Annotated in this window: 20 protein-coding genes; 11 read left to right on the forward strand and 9 right to left on the reverse strand. The window is 62.3% G+C overall.

Annotated elements, in window-relative coordinates; translation table 11 throughout:
* Positions 1–136: 136 nt before the first annotated feature.
* Complete coding sequence (locus tag M0D66_RS03720) at positions 137–1,648, reverse strand: PLP-dependent aminotransferase family protein (protein ID WP_266209045.1); 1,512 nt, start codon at positions 1,646–1,648, stop codon at positions 137–139.
* A 109-nt stretch (positions 1,649–1,757) separates the two neighbouring features.
* Between M0D66_RS03720 and M0D66_RS03725 the strand changes: the two genes are divergently transcribed.
* The gene (locus M0D66_RS03725; RefSeq protein ID WP_200651532.1) at positions 1,758–2,498 is read left to right on the forward strand and encodes a GNAT family N-acetyltransferase; all 741 of its coding nucleotides are present in this window, start codon (positions 1,758–1,760) and stop codon (positions 2,496–2,498) included.
* A gap of 112 nt (positions 2,499–2,610) precedes the next feature.
* Here the strand turns inward: M0D66_RS03725 and M0D66_RS03730 are convergent, their stop codons facing one another.
* Positions 2,611–3,147, reverse strand: coding sequence for a GNAT family N-acetyltransferase (locus tag M0D66_RS03730; RefSeq protein ID WP_093634226.1), 537 nt, complete (start codon positions 3,145–3,147; stop codon positions 2,611–2,613).
* Positions 3,148–3,483: 336 nt separating this feature from the next.
* Here M0D66_RS03730 and M0D66_RS03735 point away from each other — a divergent pair, with 336 nt between their 5' ends.
* Genes M0D66_RS03735 through M0D66_RS03745 form a run of 3 tightly spaced genes read left to right on the forward strand, consistent with a single transcriptional unit; the run spans position 3,484 to position 6,776 of the window.
* Entirely contained in the window at positions 3,484–5,676 is a 2,193-nt protein-coding gene (locus tag M0D66_RS03735) for a GNAT family N-acetyltransferase (protein WP_200651531.1), read from the forward strand.
* Positions 5,642–6,079 (forward strand): transcriptional regulator, encoded by a 438-nt coding sequence (locus tag M0D66_RS03740; protein ID WP_093634229.1) that lies wholly within the window; start codon positions 5,642–5,644, stop codon positions 6,077–6,079. Before M0D66_RS03735 ends, M0D66_RS03740 begins: the two co-directional genes overlap by 35 nt.
* A gap of 25 nt (positions 6,080–6,104) precedes the next feature.
* Entirely contained in the window at positions 6,105–6,776 is a 672-nt protein-coding gene (locus M0D66_RS03745) for a VC0807 family protein (protein ID WP_266209046.1), read from the forward strand.
* A gap of 8 nt (positions 6,777–6,784) precedes the next feature.
* Here the strand turns inward: M0D66_RS03745 and M0D66_RS03750 are convergent, their stop codons facing one another.
* Positions 6,785–7,651: a LysR family transcriptional regulator gene (locus tag M0D66_RS03750; RefSeq protein WP_093634438.1), complete on the reverse strand. Its 867-nt coding sequence runs from the start codon at positions 7,649–7,651 to the stop codon at positions 6,785–6,787.
* 127 nt (positions 7,652–7,778) lie between these two features.
* On the opposite strand from M0D66_RS03750, the gene M0D66_RS03755 reads away from it, so the two are divergent.
* From M0D66_RS03755 to M0D66_RS03775, 5 genes are all read left to right on the forward strand, one after another.
* On the forward strand, positions 7,779–8,723 hold the full coding sequence (locus M0D66_RS03755; RefSeq protein WP_266209048.1) for an AEC family transporter: 945 nt from the start codon (positions 7,779–7,781) through the stop codon (positions 8,721–8,723).
* Between the two features lie 116 nt (positions 8,724–8,839).
* Complete coding sequence (locus M0D66_RS03760) at positions 8,840–9,679, forward strand: helix-turn-helix domain-containing protein (RefSeq protein ID WP_200651529.1); 840 nt, start codon at positions 8,840–8,842, stop codon at positions 9,677–9,679.
* Positions 9,680–9,951: 272 nt separating this feature from the next.
* Positions 9,952–10,917 (forward strand): zinc-binding alcohol dehydrogenase family protein, encoded by a 966-nt coding sequence (locus tag M0D66_RS03765; protein ID WP_266209049.1) that lies wholly within the window; start codon positions 9,952–9,954, stop codon positions 10,915–10,917.
* 55 nt (positions 10,918–10,972) lie between these two features.
* Entirely contained in the window at positions 10,973–11,149 is a 177-nt protein-coding gene (locus tag M0D66_RS03770; protein ID WP_093634439.1) for a DUF1427 family protein, read from the forward strand.
* A 198-nt stretch (positions 11,150–11,347) separates the two neighbouring features.
* Positions 11,348–11,926 carry a DUF4337 domain-containing protein gene (locus M0D66_RS03775; RefSeq protein WP_200651527.1) on the forward strand — a complete coding sequence of 193 codons (579 nt, stop codon included), beginning with the start codon at positions 11,348–11,350 and terminating at the stop codon, positions 11,924–11,926.
* A gap of 74 nt (positions 11,927–12,000) precedes the next feature.
* Here the strand turns inward: M0D66_RS03775 and M0D66_RS03780 are convergent, their stop codons facing one another.
* The 5 genes from M0D66_RS03780 to M0D66_RS03800 all read right to left on the reverse strand — a co-directional run bounded on the left by M0D66_RS03780 (position 12,001) and on the right by M0D66_RS03800 (position 15,286).
* The gene (locus M0D66_RS03780) at positions 12,001–13,278 is read right to left on the reverse strand and encodes an RNA polymerase sigma factor (protein WP_200618680.1); all 1,278 of its coding nucleotides are present in this window, start codon (positions 13,276–13,278) and stop codon (positions 12,001–12,003) included.
* Between the two features lie 4 nt (positions 13,279–13,282).
* Positions 13,283–13,690, reverse strand: a complete 408-nt coding sequence (locus tag M0D66_RS03785; protein WP_093634236.1) for a VOC family protein — start codon at positions 13,688–13,690, stop codon at positions 13,283–13,285.
* An 84-nt stretch (positions 13,691–13,774) separates the two neighbouring features.
* Positions 13,775–14,302 (reverse strand): SRPBCC family protein, encoded by a 528-nt coding sequence (locus M0D66_RS03790; protein ID WP_093634237.1) that lies wholly within the window; start codon positions 14,300–14,302, stop codon positions 13,775–13,777.
* A 61-nt stretch (positions 14,303–14,363) separates the two neighbouring features.
* On the reverse strand, positions 14,364–14,777 hold the full coding sequence (locus M0D66_RS03795; RefSeq protein WP_093634238.1) for a YciI family protein: 414 nt from the start codon (positions 14,775–14,777) through the stop codon (positions 14,364–14,366).
* A 155-nt stretch (positions 14,778–14,932) separates the two neighbouring features.
* A complete protein-coding gene (locus M0D66_RS03800; RefSeq protein WP_093634239.1) occupies positions 14,933–15,286 on the reverse strand; it encodes a YciI family protein in 354 nt (117 codons plus the stop codon).
* A gap of 229 nt (positions 15,287–15,515) precedes the next feature.
* Here M0D66_RS03800 and M0D66_RS03805 point away from each other — a divergent pair, with 229 nt between their 5' ends.
* Positions 15,516–15,704, forward strand: a complete 189-nt coding sequence (locus tag M0D66_RS03805; protein WP_093634240.1) for a glycine zipper 2TM domain-containing protein — start codon at positions 15,516–15,518, stop codon at positions 15,702–15,704.
* Positions 15,705–15,995: 291 nt separating this feature from the next.
* The gene (locus M0D66_RS03810; RefSeq protein WP_266209050.1) at positions 15,996–17,954 is read left to right on the forward strand and encodes a hypothetical protein; all 1,959 of its coding nucleotides are present in this window, start codon (positions 15,996–15,998) and stop codon (positions 17,952–17,954) included.
* Positions 17,955–17,994: 40 nt separating this feature from the next.
* Here the strand turns inward: M0D66_RS03810 and M0D66_RS03815 are convergent, their stop codons facing one another.
* Positions 17,995–18,276: a hypothetical protein gene (locus M0D66_RS03815; protein WP_266209051.1), complete on the reverse strand. Its 282-nt coding sequence runs from the start codon at positions 18,274–18,276 to the stop codon at positions 17,995–17,997.
* Positions 18,277–18,363 lie beyond the last annotated feature (87 nt).

Consider the following 18,363-nt stretch of genomic DNA (forward strand, 5'->3'; position numbering starts at 1 on the left):
CCGCATGTCACGCGGTGCTGCAGGGCGGTGCGCTGGGCATGACCTGCGGGCGATTCGTCGACGTCGCGCACTTCGAATTCGCCGCGCATAGACGACACGATAGCGCGACATGGGCCGCGCGGACAGACGTAAAAAGTTACACAGCGCGTCGGGTTGTCGACCGGCTACCCGACTCAACCGCCATCTCCCGCACCAGCGTGGCCAATACGCGGACAGCGAGCGCCAATTGTTCGGCTGACGTGCTGCCGTAGCCGATCACCAGCCCGTTGGTTTCCTCGCGCTGCTGCAATGCAAAACCCGACAACGGACGCGGATTGAGCCGCCTGGCGTGCGCGCGTTCGGCGAGGGTCCGATCGGAAATATGCGGCGGTAAGCGCAGCGTCAGATGCATGCCGCAATTGCCGCCCAGAATCTGCGACGGCGCGAAATGCATAGTGAGCGCATCGCGCAGCGCCTGCTGGCGCTCCCGATACAAACGCCGCATGCGGCCCAGATGCCGCCCGAATTCGCCGCTATCGATGAAATGCGCGAGCGCCAGCTGCTCCAGACGATGCCCGCCGCGCAGCATCTCCTGCAACGCGACGGCTGTGTGCGCGGCGATCACGCGCGGCAACACCACGAAGCCGATACGCAGCGCCGGAAACATCGTTTTGCTGAATGAGCCGACGTACAGAACCGGCGCGTCCTCGACCAGCCCTTGCATGCTGGCGATCGGCTCGCCGGTATGGCGGAATTCGCCGTCGTAGTCGTCCTCGATCAGCCACGCGCCGCAGCGGCGCGCCTGCGCGATCAGTTCAAGCCGGCGCGCCACCGACAACACCGCACCGGTCGGATACTGATGCGCGGGCGACGTGTAGATCAGCTTGGGAGGATGCGCGCGCCACGCGTCGGGCGGCACCGCGATGCCTTCGGGATCGACCGGCATCGGCAGCATGCTCAGATCGCCGAGGTTGAAAGCGGCCTTCGCGCCGCGATAGCCCGGATCTTCAACCCATGCGATGTCGCCCGGATTGGTGAACAGCCGCACGCACAGGTTCAGCGCTTCCTGCGCGCCCTCGGTGATGACCACCTGCGAACCCTCGCAGCGCACGCCGCGCGCCATCCGCAAATGCGCGGCGATCGCGTCGCGCAGGGCCGGTTCGCCCGCCGGGTCGCCGTAGCCGAGCGCAAACGGCAACGCGCGCTCCATCGAACGTTCGAGCGCGCGCCGCCAGGCGGCCAGGGGAAAGCGGTCCAGCGCAGGCGTGCCCGGTGTCAGCGGTAAGGTGTTGTCGGCATGGGTGCGCGTCGCCGAGAATTGCTCGACGCGCGCCGCGTAGGCGACCTCCGGCGCGGCCGACGATGTCCGCGTTTCACCGCGTGCCGAAGGGCTGGAGAGCGGACTCACACGCGTGCCCTTTTTGTCGGCCACCACATAGCCCACCGCGGCCAGATGCTCGTACGCGATCACCACCGTGTTGCGCGATACGCCCATCTCCGCCGCCAGCAAGCGCGACGACGGCAGTAGCGACCCCGCCGGCAAGCGCCCCGTGAGGATCGCCTGTTGCAAGCGTTCGATCAGTTGCTTTTGCAGCGGCACGGATTTTTCACCGTTGCCGCTGGTGGTCGTGACGGCCGGGTTGGTGAGCGGACCAATGATTTCGATCATCCTGGCTGGACCTATCAAATGCTGTTCTGCTGGATCTTTTTAACATACCACGTTTGCCGTATCGTTCTCCATAAGCATCGACCATCCAACTATCGACAGGAGAGCAGACATGGAACCCAGACGTAACGCGTTCGATCAGCCGATTGGCTTCCCCGTGCCGGATTGGAAAGGCGCCCAGGCGCCCGGCCGCGAGCCGCTGGTGGGCAGCTATTGCCGGATCGAGCCGGTGGACGTCGAACGCCATGCGGAGGACCTGTACGAGGCCTACAGCTCGGCGCCCGATGGCCGCGACTGGACCTATCTTTCGGTCGGTCCGTTCGAGAGCCTTGCGGCGTATCGCGAGCACCTGACGCGCATGGCGGAATCGCCCGATCCGCTGCACTACGCGGTGATCGATCTGACTACCGGCAAGGCGGTCGGCACGCTCGCGCTGATGCGCATCGACCGCGCGAACGGCGTGATCGAAGTCGGGCACGTCACCTATTCGCAGCGCCTGAAACGCACGCGCATCGCCACCGAAGCGATGTTCCTGCTCATGAACCATGTGTTCGACGACCTCGGGTATCGCCGCTTCGAATGGAAGTGCGATTCGCTTAACGGACCATCGCGTACGGCGGCGTTGCGCTATGGCTTTACGTTCGAAGGAATCTTCCGGCAGGCGATCGTGTATCGCGAACGCAATCGCGATACCGCGTGGTTTTCGACCATCGACAGCGAATGGCCTGCGCTGCGTCCGAGCTATGCACGCTGGCTCGATGCCGGCAATTTCGATGCGCAGGGCAAGCAGGTTGAACGGCTGGTGGACTTGATCGCGCGGCAGCGGGAAGCGGCCGGCAAAAGCGGTCAATAAGGCGGCCCGTTGCGGGCTGGTTGCGAGCCGGCCAGAAGGCCGGCTCGGGCCGAGTCGTCGATCCCGAGACTGCAGAGACTAAATAGACTTCCGGCGAGTGCCGCGCGGCGGCTCAAGCAACGCCCGCCGTTCGCCGCAGCAGGATGGTGGGGTTGCCTTTGTACGTCGTGCGGAGTTGCTCACGGTAACCGCACTTGCGCGCGACGTTCAGCGAAGGCTGGTTTTCCGGGGCGATGATGCAGGCCGTCTCGCCGTCAGGCCAATTCGCGTCGGCCCAATCGAGCGCAGCGCGCACGGCCTCGGTCGCATAGCCGCGGTTGTGGACGGCAGGATCCAGCGCCCAACCTATTTCCGGTGTGTCCAGCAAGGAAGGTTCGATCTCGCGGTGGTAGTCGGCAAAGCCGACTTCGCCCAGGAACCGGCCGCTGTCCTTTTCCCGCACCACCCAATAGCCGTATCCCAGCATCGCCCAATGCCCGGCGTAGCGCAGCAGGCGCGCCCAGACTTCTTCGCGCGTAAACGGCTTGCCGCCGATGTAGCGGATCACTTCGGGATCGGACCACATCGCATAGCTCTCGAGGAAATCGTCGCGTGCGTGCGGACGCATGATCAGGCGGTCGGTGGTGAGAAGCGTGGGGCGGTTGGACATAGGCGGGCAGGTGGTTGGCGTGGAGGCTCGGAAAGCCGTGTGTTTGATGATCGCAGATTCTAGCAATGCTGTTGTTGTCTCGTCGCGCAAAAAACGACGCCAAGGAAAGGCTCGGCGACAAGGCAAAGCTCATCCGCTCGTGGCACAACTCCCATCACTACATCCCATTAATATGGCTCCCTAATTAATGGTATCTTTACAATCCTATTCTTGAAGAGGCGAGGCACCTCGTTCAAGGACAGTTCAGTCAAAATAGTCCGCAACAACTTCCCGCAAGCAATCGTCTTGTAGGGGAACACCTGCTTGCGACAACACGCTGGGAGGCCGCGCACCAAGATGATCGTCGAAAAACACACCATTGAGATTCTGGATCGCTATAGCGACGTTGCTCCATTTGTAGATTCAGTCAACGAGGCAGCAGACAGCGATAAAAATGCCCTTGGATTCTTCCCGTCGCGTGTCTTTGAAGACTTTGCGCGGAAGGAGCAACTCTTCGTAGCGGTCGAACGTCATGCAAAGGGCATGTCGTATGCAGGCCACTTACTATTTGAAGCCAGGCACCCGAAGGGACGAGTCCGACAGATTTTCGTCGCGCCTGCGCTCAGAAAACATGGGATAGCCACTCGCCTATTGCAACACCTCAAGAAACATCTAACAGACCATGCTTTCATTTCCATGTATGCACGCGTGGCGGAGGACCTCACTCAGGCCAACAAATTCTGGGAAGAACAAGGCTTCTACGTGCAGCGCGTCGAAAGAGGTGGTGAAACGAGAAACCGGACGATCGTTGTTCGCAGTCACGAGCTAGATACACCGCAATTGTTCGCGCCAAGCGGGCTCAACGCCGCCGACCCCTTGGGCTTGAATTCCACATTTGGCGCGTCCACTCCTCTCTTCCTTCTGGACCTGAACGTACTGTTCGATCTTGGTCCACGCAGACGCAGAAACGAAGAAGTCCTTGATCTGTTTCGAATTGAAAGAGCCGGTTCCTGCCAGTTAGCCTTGAGCACAGAGATTACGGACGAACTCGCCCGAACGGCAAGCGTTGGCGTAACGGACCCGATGTTGGCTTATGCTCGCATATTCCCCTCTTTTCCGACCCCGAGTGCAGAGGAGTGGAATGTACTCAAGCCGGAATTGGCATCCATAGTATTTCCGGAACGCCATCGAGCCGATGCATTGAGCAGCAACGACCTTTCCGACCTACGACATTTGGCCACTGCCATTCAGAACGGGCTCGCCGGTCTAATCACAAATGATTCTTCGATACTCAACGCGGCTGCGAGACTATACGACCGGTGCGGAATCCAGGTTATTTCGCCCGGCGCTTTTAAAGCGTTGAATGCTGGCGAAACAGGAGAAGAAGTATTTCAGACCGGAGGGGATAACGCACTCTCGATAGCATCCATTACGCAGGCGGACGAAGTCGAAGTCCATCGGCTTTTATCCCAGCTCGGAATTCCGGTCGCGGCCATCGTCGCCGCGTGGGCCGCAATCGACTCGAACGAGCGAGTCTGCAACCGTCACGGTGTCTGGTCCGATGACGTTCTGGTGGGATATCTGATGTGGCCCAGGACGATCACTGGCGTCGATCTCAATGCACGCGTCGCAATTGATGAAACTCAACCTGCTGCGATGCATGCAGCCCGTCTCCTGCTTGGATACCTGATAGAGCAAGCCACGGCAGAAGGACCGATCCAAATCAGGCTGACATTTCCTGCCCAGCAAGCGCAAATCCGCGAGGTAGCGTCCGCGCTCGGCTTTGGCGGATTGACGGGCCAAACATCGCTGGCCAAGATTGCCGTCGGACGCGTCGTCACGACATCGAATTGGGCAGACTGCAAGGATCATCTCTTTCGGGCGGCCCGCTTGGGCCTGCCAGACGCGCCACCGGTCTACAGAGACGTCGACCAACAGGTTCGCCTCGTCAGGCCTGATGGAAACGTGGGATATGTCTCCTTGATGACTCTGGAAACGCTGTTTTCGCCAGCGCTCTTTTGCCTGTCCGGACGAGCGGCCGTGATTTCTCCGGTGCGGCACGAGTTTGCAGAGGACTTACTGGCACACTCCCCCCAGAAAAGCCTCCTTCCGCACGCCCGGGCCAGACTGTATAAAGAGCGTCACTATTTGAGCGGCGCCAACACGCTTAGACACTTTAAGCGTGGTAACCTGATCTTGTTCTACGAATCCGCGAAGAACAAAGGTCTCGGCGCAATTGTCGCGATCGCGCGCGTACAGCACGCGTATTTGAAATCCCAAGAGGCGATGGAGAATTCGGACCTCGATCCGTCAGTTCTTGACTCGGTAGGACTCGAAGCGATTGGTCGATCCAAGACGAAAACCGTGACGGTGTTCGACAACATTATCTGCCTTGAACGTCCAGTTCCGCTCGCCACACTGCAGCGGTTGGGCTGCGGCAGTCCGCAAGACCTGCTTACCACGCATGCAATCAACAACGCACAGCTTCAAGGAATCCTCCGGGAAGGGTTTGTCCATGGAACACCCAGAGCACGTACTCATATCGCTTGAAGAGCGGCACGCTGAAAACATACTTGCGGGCACCAAGCATGTGGAACTTCGGCGTCGTGCGATGAACGTGAAAGCCGGTACTGTCGTCTGGATTTATGTGAAATTACCGGTTGGCCGCGTGGTCGGTTGCGCCAAGGTGAGCGCTGCCCATTCGCTTGCGCCCACCACGTTGTGGCGGCGATTCGCGAATGTGTGTGGCATCACTCGAAGCGAATTCTTCGACTACTTCGATGGTCTATCCAAGGGCTTTGCTTTGGGCTTGCATGAACCGGAACGACTCTCTGGCACCATTTCGTTAACGGAGTTAAGAGCTGTATCGGCCGGCTTTCAACCTCCGCAGTTCTTTATTCGCATTGCACCTGACAGCCCGCTCCTTCACGCCATCGAAGGCAAGCGCACGTAGGCAGCACTTATCGCGACCGCGCACGATGAAAGCCCGCTTGCGTTACCTCTCCGCGCTGGTCGTGAACGTCGCCTTTCCCTGGCTCGCCTACCGGCTTGCGTTCCCTCACTACGGCCAGCTCGGCGCGCTGGTTGCATCGGCACTCCCCTTGATCGCGTGGATGAGCTGGGACCTTGTCCGCTATCGCCATTTCGACGCGCTCAGTGCCATCGTGCTGGTCGGCATCGTGCTGTCGCTGCTTGCAATGGCCACCGGGGGCAGCGCGCACATGCGCGCGCTGGAAGATCCAATGGTCTCAGGGATGATCGGCGCGTCGTTCCTCGTCTCCCTGGCGTTACCGCGCCCGCTCGTGTACTACCTCGGCCGTTCGACGAGGGCGCGCGAAGATCATCGCAGCGTCGAAAGCTACGAAAAGCATTGGCGCGAACGCCCTGCGCTCGTCGCCTATGTCCGGTTGATGACGCTGGTGTGGGGCCTCGGTATGACCGGGGAGAACCTCTTGCGCAGCCTGATTATCTGGCAGCGGCCGAACGGTCCGCACTCGGAGCTAGCCTCCGACATACTGCGTTACGGCGTCTATGCTGGCTTAACAGCATGGACGTTCTGGTGCCGACAGCGCCTCAAGCAGGACGCCATGCGCTATCCAGCCGATCCTGCCGACCCTGCGAACGCCACCGACCGTCTGGCGAATTCATGAGCCGCCCCTCACGCCATCTCGAGAAACCGCGCCAGACACGGATTGCGATTAGCTGGCGACCACGCCAGCACCTGCTCGATCAGCGGCGCGTCGACTAGCGGCCGGAACACCACGCCCGCGAGTTGCGCTTTACGCATCGAGGCCGGCACCAGCGCCACCCCTACTCCTTCATCGACGAGACTGAGCACCGTCTGCTGCAACTGCACTTCGAAGCGGATATCCGGTTCGAAGCCGCCTGAGCGGCAATGCTCGAGAATGGCCGTGCGCAAGCTCGGCGCGACTTCCTCGGACGCCAGCACGAATGGCTCGCCCGCCAGTTGCGCGATCTTCAGACGCCGGGCGCGGGCGCGTGGATGGCTGCGTGACAAGGCCACGCACAAAGGCTCGCGAAGAATCGTCCGGATCGCGATGCCCTTGTCGGGCACGCCTGGAAACATGATCGCGGCGTCAATCTGGCCGGCCAGCACTTGTGCAGCCAGATCGTTCGATACGACCTCGCGCAGGTTCAAGGCGACCTCGGGAAACGCGGCGCCGAACGTGCGCGCATAGCCGGGCACGACGCTGTACGCAGCGCACATCGTGAAGCCGATGGCGAGCTTGCCGGCGTCGCCATGCGCCGCCGCCTGGGCATTGCTGACGGCTTGCTCCACGGACGCAAGGATCGCCTTCGCATCGGCGTAAAAGCGCTCGCCCGCCGCGGTCAATGTGACGCTTCGCGGACTGCGCTCCAGCAGCGTCACACCCAGGTTCGCCTCCAGCGCCGCCAGTTGCCGACTCAACGGCGGTTGCGACAGATTCAGGCGCGCCGCTGCGCGGCCGAAATGCCGCGTCTCAGCGAGAGTCACGAAGTAGCGTAACGGCTTGATATCGATCACGACGCCCTCGCGCTGAATGACGATGCAGAAAAGGTATTGTTGACGGCAGAAAACAGTATTGGATTGTATCAACGCAAGCCACTACGCTGGCGCATCGCTCCCTGCGCCCACGCTTTCTATTTAATCGATGTTAGCTACTCTCGAGATTCTGCTTCCCGTGTTCGGCCTGATTTTCGCGGGCTTTGCATGCCGCCGGCGCGGCGTGCTCGGACCGAACTCCGCGTCCGAACTGAACCGCTTCGTCGTCTGGCTGGCGCTGCCGGCGCTGCTGTTCGACACGATGGCGCATGCCACGTGGCAACAGCTTTATCAGCCGGCCTTCGTCGCGGCGTTTTCGATCGGGTGCCTCGGTGCGTTTCTGCCGATTCTCGCCATGCGGATGATCGGGGGCCGGCATCTGGCCGACGCGAGCGTCGATGCGATTGCGGCGTCGTATCCGAACACCGGCTACATCGGCTTTCCGCTTGGCATGATCGCGTTCGGCTCGGCCAGCCTGACACCGACCACGATCGCCACGATCCTCGTCGCGTGCGTGCTTTTTGCGCTTGCCATCGTGCTGATCGAAATCGGCCTGCAGACCGAACGCGCGCCGCACAAGCTGGGGTTGAAAGTGTTGGGATCTCTGGCGCGCAATCCGTTGATCGTGTCGCCAATCCTGGGCGTGCTGTTGGCGAGCACCCATGTCGCGTTGCCGCAAAGCGCGGAGACGTTTCTGAAGCTGCTGAGCGGCGCTGCCAGTCCGTGTGCATTGGTCAGCCTTGGCTTGTTCCTCGCTGAAAAGCGTCCGTCCGAGGCGGGCGCGGGCGGCATCTCGCTGCTGCTGACCGGCGTCAAGCTGGTGGGGCAGCCGGCGCTGACCTGGTGGCTCGCGGCGCGCGTGTTCGGGCTCTCATCCACACTGGTCGAGATGGCTGTTGTGCTCGCCGCGCTGCCCACCGGCACCGGTCCATTCATGCTGGCCGAGTTCTACCGACGCGAGGCGCACATCACCTCGCGCACGATTTTGCTGTCGACGGTGGGATCAGTCGTGACCCTTTCGTTGCTGCTGCTGGTGATGGGGCATCGTACGTAAGCGGAACGGGAGAACATCCGCCGCGCTACGCCTCGCGCTATGCTTCGCACACGGACCATCAAGGTCCGCGCTCTCCATCCACAAAGAGCGAACAGCAAACAGCGAACCGAACTGCCGTGCCCAAAGCCCGCCCACCCGAACTTCACGACGACGCCGACGCCCGCTCCCTCGCGCGGCGCTATCCGCGTGGGCTGCGCATCGATCCGCATTCGCACACGTGGGCGCAGGTGCTGTATGCGGTATCGGGCGTGATGTGGGTGGAAGTCGGCCGCGAGGCGCTGGTGGTGCCGCCGCAGCGCGCGGTCTGGTTGCCGGCCGGCACGGTCCACTCCATCCACATGATGAGCGAGGTGGAGATGCGCAATATCTATCTGCACGAACGCAACGTCGGCCATCTGAGCCGGCGCAGCGACGTGTTCGAGATCAACGGCCTGCTGCGCGAACTCATCACGTCGATTGCGGAACACGAGCGTACCCATGCTCGCGACGAAACCTATCTGGAAGCCGCCTATCGTCTCGCGATGCTGGAGCTGGGGCATGCCCCTCGCTCATCGCTGCGCATCGCGCTGCCCGATGCGTCGGACCGGCGGCTCGATGCGTTGTGCCGCGCGGTGATCGACAACCCTTCGATCGCGATCAGCTTCGAACAGCACGCGGCCTCCGTCGGCGCGAGCGTGCGGACCTTGGCTCGCCTCTTCACGCGTGAGTTGGGCGTGGGCTTTGCCGAATGGCGGCGTCAGGTGCAACTTGCGGTGGCCGTGTCAGGTCTCGCCGAAGGTCGCTCGGTCAGCAGCATTGCGCGCTCGCTGGGCTTCCAGCCGAGCAGCTTCAGCGACATGTTCCGGCGCGAGTTAGGCGCGCCGCCGACCGGCTTCGATCCGAGCGGCACACTCAGCGAGGCTGCTTCTGAAGCTTCGCCGGAGCAGGCCCAAGACAAGCTGTCCACTGACGGGTAAGTTATACGCACTGACGGCAGCGAGATTCGCCCTTGCAGCTAAGCCAGCGCTCGCCGGCGACCTAACGAACCCGCGCTGACATCCACGCCCTCCACCGTCAGCCAAGCCGTTGCGCTGCCGGCCCAACGACGCCCAGCCTGCCCTGTAGGCCGCCATACAGCACGCCTTGTCCGAAATTCGAAAGTCTTTGTCTCAACGCCTTTGTACCGGTCATCTAGACTACGCTCATCGACTGCACGACGCAGCGCACGACCTGACAGGAGTGACACGCAATGAAAGCGATTCAGTTCAAGACTTTTGGTAATCCCGAGGTGCTCGAATACGTCGATCTGCCGACGCCCCGAGCCGACGCGGACAGCGCCGTCGTGCAGGTCAAGGCGGCCTCGGTAAATCCGAGCGACGTCAAGAACGTGTCCGGCCATTTTGAACACACCGTTCTGCCGCGCACGCCCGGCCGCGACTTCAGCGGCGTCGTGACAGCCGGTCCTGCCGAATGGCTCGGCGCCGAAGTCTGGGGCACGGGCGGCGATATCGGCTTCACACGCGACGGCACCCACGCCGAGTTCATCAAGATTCCGCTCGCCGCGTTGTCGCGCAAACCCACCACGCTCAGCCACACGGAGGCCGCCGCGATCGGCGTGAACTTCGTGGTCGCGTGGCTCGGCACGGTCGAGTACGCACACCTCCAAGCAGGCGAGACGATCGCCGTGATCGGCGCAGGTGGCGGCGTCGGCGGCGCGGTAGTGCAGATCGCGAAAGCGCGGGGCGCGCGCGTGATTGGAGTCGACCGTCATCCGCTTTCCGCCGACACGCCTGCAGGCCGACTGATCGACGACTACGTTCCGTTCGACGAAAACGCAACCGCGGCTATCAAACTGCTGACCGGCGGCGCCGGCGCGGACGTGGTGTACGACACGGTCGGCGGCGTCGCCTTCGAGACCGCACTGAGTCTCGTCAAGCGCCGCGGCCGGGTGCTGGAAATCAGCGCCACGGGCAAACGCCGCGTGGAATTCGACCTGATCGATTTCTATCACAACGAGACGCAACTGCTCGGCGTGGACAGCGCCAAGCTGGGCGTCGCCGAATCGGCGCCGTTGATGACGGCGCTGGTAGAAGGCTTCGAGAGCGGCAAGCTGCAAGGGCCGGCCATCGCGCAGGAATTCCCGCTCGAACGGGCACGCGAGGCCTACGAATCGGTGGCCGCCGGCACGCGCGGCCGGGTCGTCATCACGATGTAATTGCCGACATGACCGGCGGGCGTGGCTGCCCGCATTTCAGATGGGTATGAACAACATGAAAGCGTATTTGGTCTCGCTCGCGGCCGGCGTCGTAGTCGGTTTGATCTACAGCGTGATGCAGGTGAAGTCGCCCGCGCCGCCGACCATCGCCCTGGTCGGGTTGCTCGGCATGCTAGCCGGCGAGCACGCAATCCCGTTAGTGCGGACGTGGCTGTCCGTCGGTATTCACTGACGCCCACCCACTAACGTCATCCCACTAACGTCAGTCATCGACCTCTCTTCGCGCCGATAGCTTTTCCGCCACCGGCCGCAGCACGCTAAGATGGAGCCCGCCGGGTCGGCGAGCCGCGCTTGCAGCTTCGCCCGCGCATGTGCCACCGACATGCGCGCCACCCGGAGACCACAAGAAAAGCCTGGCTCGGAGAATCAGATGTCTGAAGAATATGAAGTGCATGGTCCGCACGACCATGCGGTTGAACACGCTGGCCACCATGACTCGGACCCGTTTGCGAGCCGCATGGCCGTGATGACGGCGATCCTCGCGACGATCGGCGCACTGTGTGCCTACCAGAGCGGCAACAGCGAAAATCTGGCGCTGTACTACAAGAACGAAGCCGCCATTAAAAAGACCGAAGCGTCGAATCAATGGAACTACTACCAGGCCAAGGGCGAGAAAGAGAATCTCGCTGAACTCGGCGCGGCGCTGTCGCTCGGCAATACCGATGCGCACGCGAAGTTCGCCGCCGACGTCGACAAATACAAGCAGCAGAAAGAGCCGATCCGCGCGAAGGCTGAAGCAATCGAAAAGGAAGTCGTGGACAACGACGCTAAAAGCGAAGCGTTGCTGCATGGCCATCATCGCTGGGCGCAGGCCACGACCTTGATTCAGGTGGCCATCGCCCTCTGCGCGATCACGTTGCTGACCCGCAAGAAATGGCTACGCAATCTGTCGTTCGGGATTGCGGCTGCGGGTGTGGTCACTGCCGCTGTGGCCTTCTTTTCGGCGTGATTTCGCAAATGACGTTTGCCGCGATGCTCGGCATGGCGTGCGTCAGTTGATCCGGTAAGTTACCTACGTACGGTTCAATGCGCGCGGCCGCGCGCGGCACGCTCGAGCAACAGTTCGCGCTCGCGAGCATTGCGCGTCATGCCGGCAGCGCGTTCGAATTCGGCGCACGCCTCTTCCACGCGGCCGAGTTTCTCCAGCAGATCGCCGCGCACGCTCGGCAACCAGTGATAGTTCGCGAGCGCAGCATCGGCGGCGAGCGCGTCGACGATTTCCAGACCGGCAGCCGGTCCGAATGCCATGCCGACTGCCACCGCCCGATTCAACTCCACCACCGGCGAAGGCGTCACCTGCGCCAGCGCGTCGTACAACGCGACGATCTGCGCCCAATCGGTCTCTTCGGCACGGCGGGCACGCGCGTGGCACGCGGCCAGCGCAGCCTGCAGCGCATAGGGACCGCTCGCGCCGCCCAACGCGTGCGCGGTGCCGAGCGCGGTCAGCCCACGGCGGATCAGCAGCGGGTCCCAGCGGCTGCGGTCCTGGTCGAGCAGCAGCACCGGTCGGCCCTCGGCATCGGTGCGCGCATGCGTACGCGACGCCTGGATTTCCATCAACGCGACGAGGCCATGCACTTCGCTTTCGTCCGGCACGAGTCCGCTCAGCACACGCCCCAGCCGCAGCGCTTCCGCGCACAACGCCGGACGCATCCAGTCGTCGCCGGTTGTGGCCGAATAGCCTTCGTTGAAAATCAGATAGATCACCTGCAGCACCGACGCGAGCCGCGGCGCACGCGCATCCGCCTGCGGCACCTCGAACGGCACTTTGGCCGCAGACAACGTGCGTTTGGCTCGCACGATGCGCTGCGCGATGGTCGGCTCGGGCACGAGAAACGCGCGCGCGATTTCGTCAGTGGTGAGGCCGCCGAGCAGGCGCAACGTCAGCGCGACGCGTGCGTCGGTGGACAACACCGGGTGGCACGCCGTGAACACCAGGCGCAGCAGGTCGTCGCCGATATCGTCGGCGCGTGCGGCATCGAGGGTATCGACGAAATCCGGCACGAGGTGCGCCTCCATTGCGTCGAGATCGTGTCCCAACTCTTCACGCTTGCGAGCATGCAGCGCTTCCTGGCGCAAGCGGTCGAGGGCGCGGTTCTTCGCGGTCGCCATCAGCCACGCTCCCGGGTTGTCGGGCACGCCCGCGTCAGGCCAATGTTCGAGCGCCGCCACCAGCGCGTCCTGCGCCAGCTCTTCGGCGAGCCCCACGTCACGCACGATCCGCGCGACGTGGGCGATGACCTTGGCGGATTCGATCCGCCAGACTGCCTCGATGGCACGATGGGTGGCCGGTTTTGTCACGGGATCAGCCCGCTGCCTTGGCGTTCGGATCCATGTAGATCAGCTCCCAGATGTGTCCGTCGATATCTTCGAAGCCGTGCCCGTACATGAAACCGTAGTCCTGCGGCGCGCGCGGCACCGTGCCGCCAGCGGCAAGCGCCTTCGCGACCAGCGCATCCACCTCGCCCCGGCTCTCGCACGAGAGACCCACCAACGCCTCGGTGCTTTCCTTCGGATTGCAAAGCGACTTGCGCGTGAAGGACTTGAACAGGTCCTTGACCAGCAGCATCGCGTAGAGGTTCTCGCCGAGAATCAGACACGCGGCCTGCCCATTGGTGAATTGCGCCTCAAAGCTGAAACCGATCGTGCTGAAAAATGCCTTCGACCGTTCGAGATCGTCGACAGCGAGATTGACGTAGATCTGCTTATGCATGATGAAATCCAGTGATCGGGTTGTGGGCTCGCCGGGGCGTCGCAGCGCACCGCACTGCCCCACGCATGCAGCGTTCCCGCGTACTCAGCTCGCCTCGGCCAGCGTTTTCAGATTGCTCAGGCCATCTTCGAAATCCTTGCCGACCATGCGGTCCATGCTGACGAACACCTGCATCAGCTTCGACAGAAACGGCGCTGGCCCATACATCGCCCAGGTGACCTGAGTCGCGCCGGCCTCCGGCTTCAACGTGAAATCGGCCATGTTATGGGCCTCGAACGGCTTGATAAAATCGAGGTTCATCGTCACGTTCGCCGGCGCCGCCGTGTCGACGATCTCCATCTGCCCCACCCCAACCTTTTCGCCTTGCCACGCATAGCGCGCACCCTTGCCGCTCGGCGTGCCGCTGTAAGTGCCCTGCGCCGCGGGATCTTTGCGCAGGAACGGATTCCAGCGATTGAACTGATGCAGGTCGTCGATCAAGCCGTAGACCCGCTCGGGCGGCGCCTCGATGCGCACACTGCGTTCGATCCGAAAATTGTCCGGCCGCGTCGCCGCGTAGATGAGCAGCAGACCCACCGCCGCAACGACGGTGATCAGAATAACTTTGAGCATGATGAATCCTCTCGATGTGGCCGGATCGGCGCCTCGTCTGGCGGTCGGATCGGCGTCGCGATTAATGTTTGGCCGCGTCCAGCTTGCGGAAGCGGTCCACTTCCGGGCTCGGCTCGAAGTCCTCGAGTTCATATAGCTGCCGCACTTCGATTTCGCCTTCGGCATCCTCGCCGAACGGCGCCGGGAAGCGCCGCGCCCATTCCATGGCTTCTTCGCGGGAGCGAACCTGAATCAGGGTGTAGCCGGCGATCAGTTCCTTGGTTTCCGCGAACGGACCGTCGATCACCGTGCGCTTGCCCCCGCTGTAGTGGATACGCCAGCCTTTAGAACTCGGCTTCAGACCGGTTGCGTCGAGGAGCACACCGGCCTTGGCCAGTTCTTCATGGTAGGCGCCCATCGCCGCCATCAGGGCTTCGTCCGGCTGGCCGCCGGCTTCGCTGACGGCCGTCGCCTTCACTATGATCATGAATCGCATCGCAATCGCTCCTGGGGTGGTGTGTAGTTGGTGGAGAGCCGTTATCTGTTTGCTGGCTCCTTATTCACACGACGAGCGATGCGTGGCCAGATCGACATGTTTGTCGTTAGCCTAGGGAAAACCCCCAGAAAATAGTTACGAATGGGCAAACCCGCTTATAGGAAACAAGGCCCGAGCTTGCGGACTTCGACAGTGCACCACGAGGCCGCCGGGCAGGCTTGCGCGATCGCCACCGCTTCTTCGCGGGTTTCAACATCGAGCAGGTAGAAGCCGCCGATCATTTCCTTGGCTTCGGCGAACGGACCATCGAGCAGTTTCGCTTGACCGTCGCGCACCTGCACGCGCACGGCGTCATTCGTGGAGGTCAGCGCTTCGGCTGCGACCAGCTTGCCGCGCTCTTTGAGTCCGGTAGCGAAACGCACCATCTGGTCATAAACCTCGCGCCCCGCCTGCTCACCGCGTTCGACGCGTTGATTCGGGGGTTCGACGATAAGCAGCATGTAAGACATGGCGTCTCCGATTGATCGCGCCGCGCAGTGAACACCAGCGAGGCGTACCACGGCAAGAGCGCGCTTACAGTTGGGTTGCGAAAGCCAGTCTAGCAAGCGCGGATGACTCCAGCAAACCCGTTTCACTGCCCGGGCACCCGCGGACCGCAAGCCCTACGGACACTCGTAATACAGTTGCGGCACATGGATTGCTGCTTCGGTTGCATCGATACACATCCGAGGTGACATCATGCGAAATCGATCTGGTCTGGGCGTTATTGCGATGGTATTGGCGCTACTGACATTGATGGCCGGCTGTACCCTTGGCGGTGCGGCAGCAGGCGGCGTGATCGGTAACGAGGCGACCAATCACAGCGCGGTCGGCACAGTCGGCGGCGCAGTAGCCGGCGGCATTATCGGACACGAATTGGGCAAATAATTAGCGCCTGAACTGTCTGAAGCAATTCGTTCAGAGAATATGGCGGGTCCGCAAACGCGACTACCCTTCATATTCTCCTATTCAGTCGTTCTCCCACGCGACACAACAACACCACTTTGAAGTATTCTCCCAACGCTTAAGCGCGCGTCGCGAACGCATTGTGTGTGGATTAAAGGCAGCAAATAATCTGCTTTCAATTCGATAAACCGACGCGGCAAATGCAATCGAATTTATCGGCATAATCTGCCGGCATAACAAACTAATCATAGAAACAGGGCATCGGGGAAATTCATGCATCGATCGTTAGTGCGTAGCGGCGTCGCGGCCGCAGTGGCCTTTGCGTTGTTCCAACTCAGCGGTTGTGGCGGCGGCGGTTCCAGTTCAACGTCGTCGAGCACGTCGACGGTCACGGCCACCTCGGTGAACGGCACGGTCGCCGCCGGCAGCGCCGTAGTGGGCGCAACCGTCACGCTGACCGATGCGACCGGCGCTCAAGCCACGACAACCACCAACACCCAGGGCGCGTACACGATCTCGGTGAAGGGCATGACCGCGCCGTTCCTCATCGTCGCCACCGACGCCGCCGGCATCTCCGCCCCGCTCGTCTCCGTGCTCGCCAAACTGCCGAATGGCACGGCGCCGGCTGTCGCCAACGTCACCACGCTGACCACCGCGATTGCCGCCATGCTGACAGCCTCGGGCAACCCGCTCGACCTCGCGTCCACTACGGCACTGGCCAAGGTGACGCTGCCGTCCGTGCAGATCGCCACCATCACGCTCGACACGATGCTGACGAAAATCCTCACGCAGAACGGCATACTGACGGCGGGCTTCGATCCAATCGGTACGGCCTTTACGCCGAACCACACCGGCGCCGATGCGGTGATCGATACGGTGTCGGTCGTGTCGGCGGCCAACGGCGGCCTGTTGCTGCTATCGAATGCGGCGCCGGGCACGACCATCGCGCTAAACAACCAGACTGCCCAATCGATCGCACTGGCAGCGCCGTCCACGGCGGCCAACTATCTGGAGCCGCTTGCGTCTCTGCTGACGGCCTGCGCGGCGACCGGCACGCTCAACACGTCATGCTCGCCGGCCATCGACTCCGCTTACCTCGAAAGCGGCTCGACCGATCTGGCCGTAGCCCACAGCCTGACGGAAGCGACCTTAACGGGTGCGGTGTTCGGTTCGCCGAAGACGCTCGCCTTCTTCACCCGCAATGGCAAGCAGCTCGCGCTCGTGCAGTTGCCGGTCACGCTGGCGAGCGGCACGCCAACTGCGCTCTACACCATCGCGCAACAGCTCTCCACGCCCGTCACGCTCGCCAGCGGCACACAACTCGGCTGGGATCTGATCGGCAATCAGTCGCAATTCGCTGTGGCGATCATGTCGCAAATCCAGCGTCGCACATTCCTCGATTCGAAGCTGAACGACGTGAACCGGTACGAGTCGGGTCTTAAGATTTCGATTCCGACTACTTCGAATCCGACGGTGTATTCGGCTTCCGTCACGGGACCTGGCCTCGCTGCGCCGATCTGGCTGATGCAACGCAATGCGCTCGGTATCAGCTCGCTGGGTCTCTCGGACCAGCCGTTGAGCGCGGCGCCGGTTTCGCCCGCGACAACCAGCAGCAATACGGAGCTGTATCGCTGGTCATGGCAATCGCTGTCGTCGACCGCGAACTTCACGCCGGCGGCGTCGAGCGGCTACTACTCGGCTCAATCGATCGACGCGAGCACCGTGCCGCTCTACTCGACGTACACCGTGACGTTCTACGACCAGAACGGCGCGCAACTCGGCCAGTCGTCGATCATCAATCCGGGCAGCCCGTTGAACGCGGCGGCGGGTAGCACGGTTGCCTGGCCGACGCTGCTGCCGGACTTCGCGACCCAGTTCCTCACGCCGGCCGGATCGCTGGCCAGCGTGCAGTACGCGATGAGCGTGACGTGGTCGAGCCTCGTGAATGGACAGAATCTCGCGTATCCGGTGACGTCCGTGCAGATTCAGGCCTCCCCTGGAACGGGCACCGGCTCGACGACTGCAATCGATGGTTTCTCGATTGGTGCGCCGAACAACACCACGGTCGGTCAGTATCAAACCACCGTCTTTGCAGGGGTCAATGCCGCGGGCGTGCAGACTTGCACGAATTGCCCATTCCCGTCGTTGACGTCCGGTGGTTCGCGGCTCGTGCAGTTGGGTGGCGGACGGAGTGGAATCACGTACTACGACATGACGCAGTACAACGATTAGAGCCGGACAAACGAGAAACGCCGGCCCATCGCAGCGGCTTTCACGTAGCTGGCAACAGCGACCGGGCTTGCTCGAGAAGTGCGTGGGACGCAGCAAACTCGTTGCGTCCCGCCATCGTCAGTGCGGCGTGGCCGGTGCTCGCGAACAGTTCGTCGTTGGACGTTACGACTGCATTCGAACCGGAACCGGGCTGGTCGTAGCGGCGAAAGAACGCGAGCATCTGGAACGCGTCGAGTCGCCACTCCTCTGGACCGACCTTGGCCAGAAGCTCGGCTGCGGCTGCCAGTTGCCGCGTGACTGCGAGGAATTCAGAGCGTTCCATGACACCTGTCTCCTTGTGGGTCGCCGTCACCGGGCGTTCTGAGAGTTTAGCGCAGGACTTCATAGGCCATCGACCCAGCCGTAGTCT

The organism is Paraburkholderia sp. SECH2, from assembly GCF_030464795.1.
GTDB classification, from domain to species: domain Bacteria; phylum Pseudomonadota; class Gammaproteobacteria; order Burkholderiales; family Burkholderiaceae; genus Paraburkholderia; species Paraburkholderia aspalathi.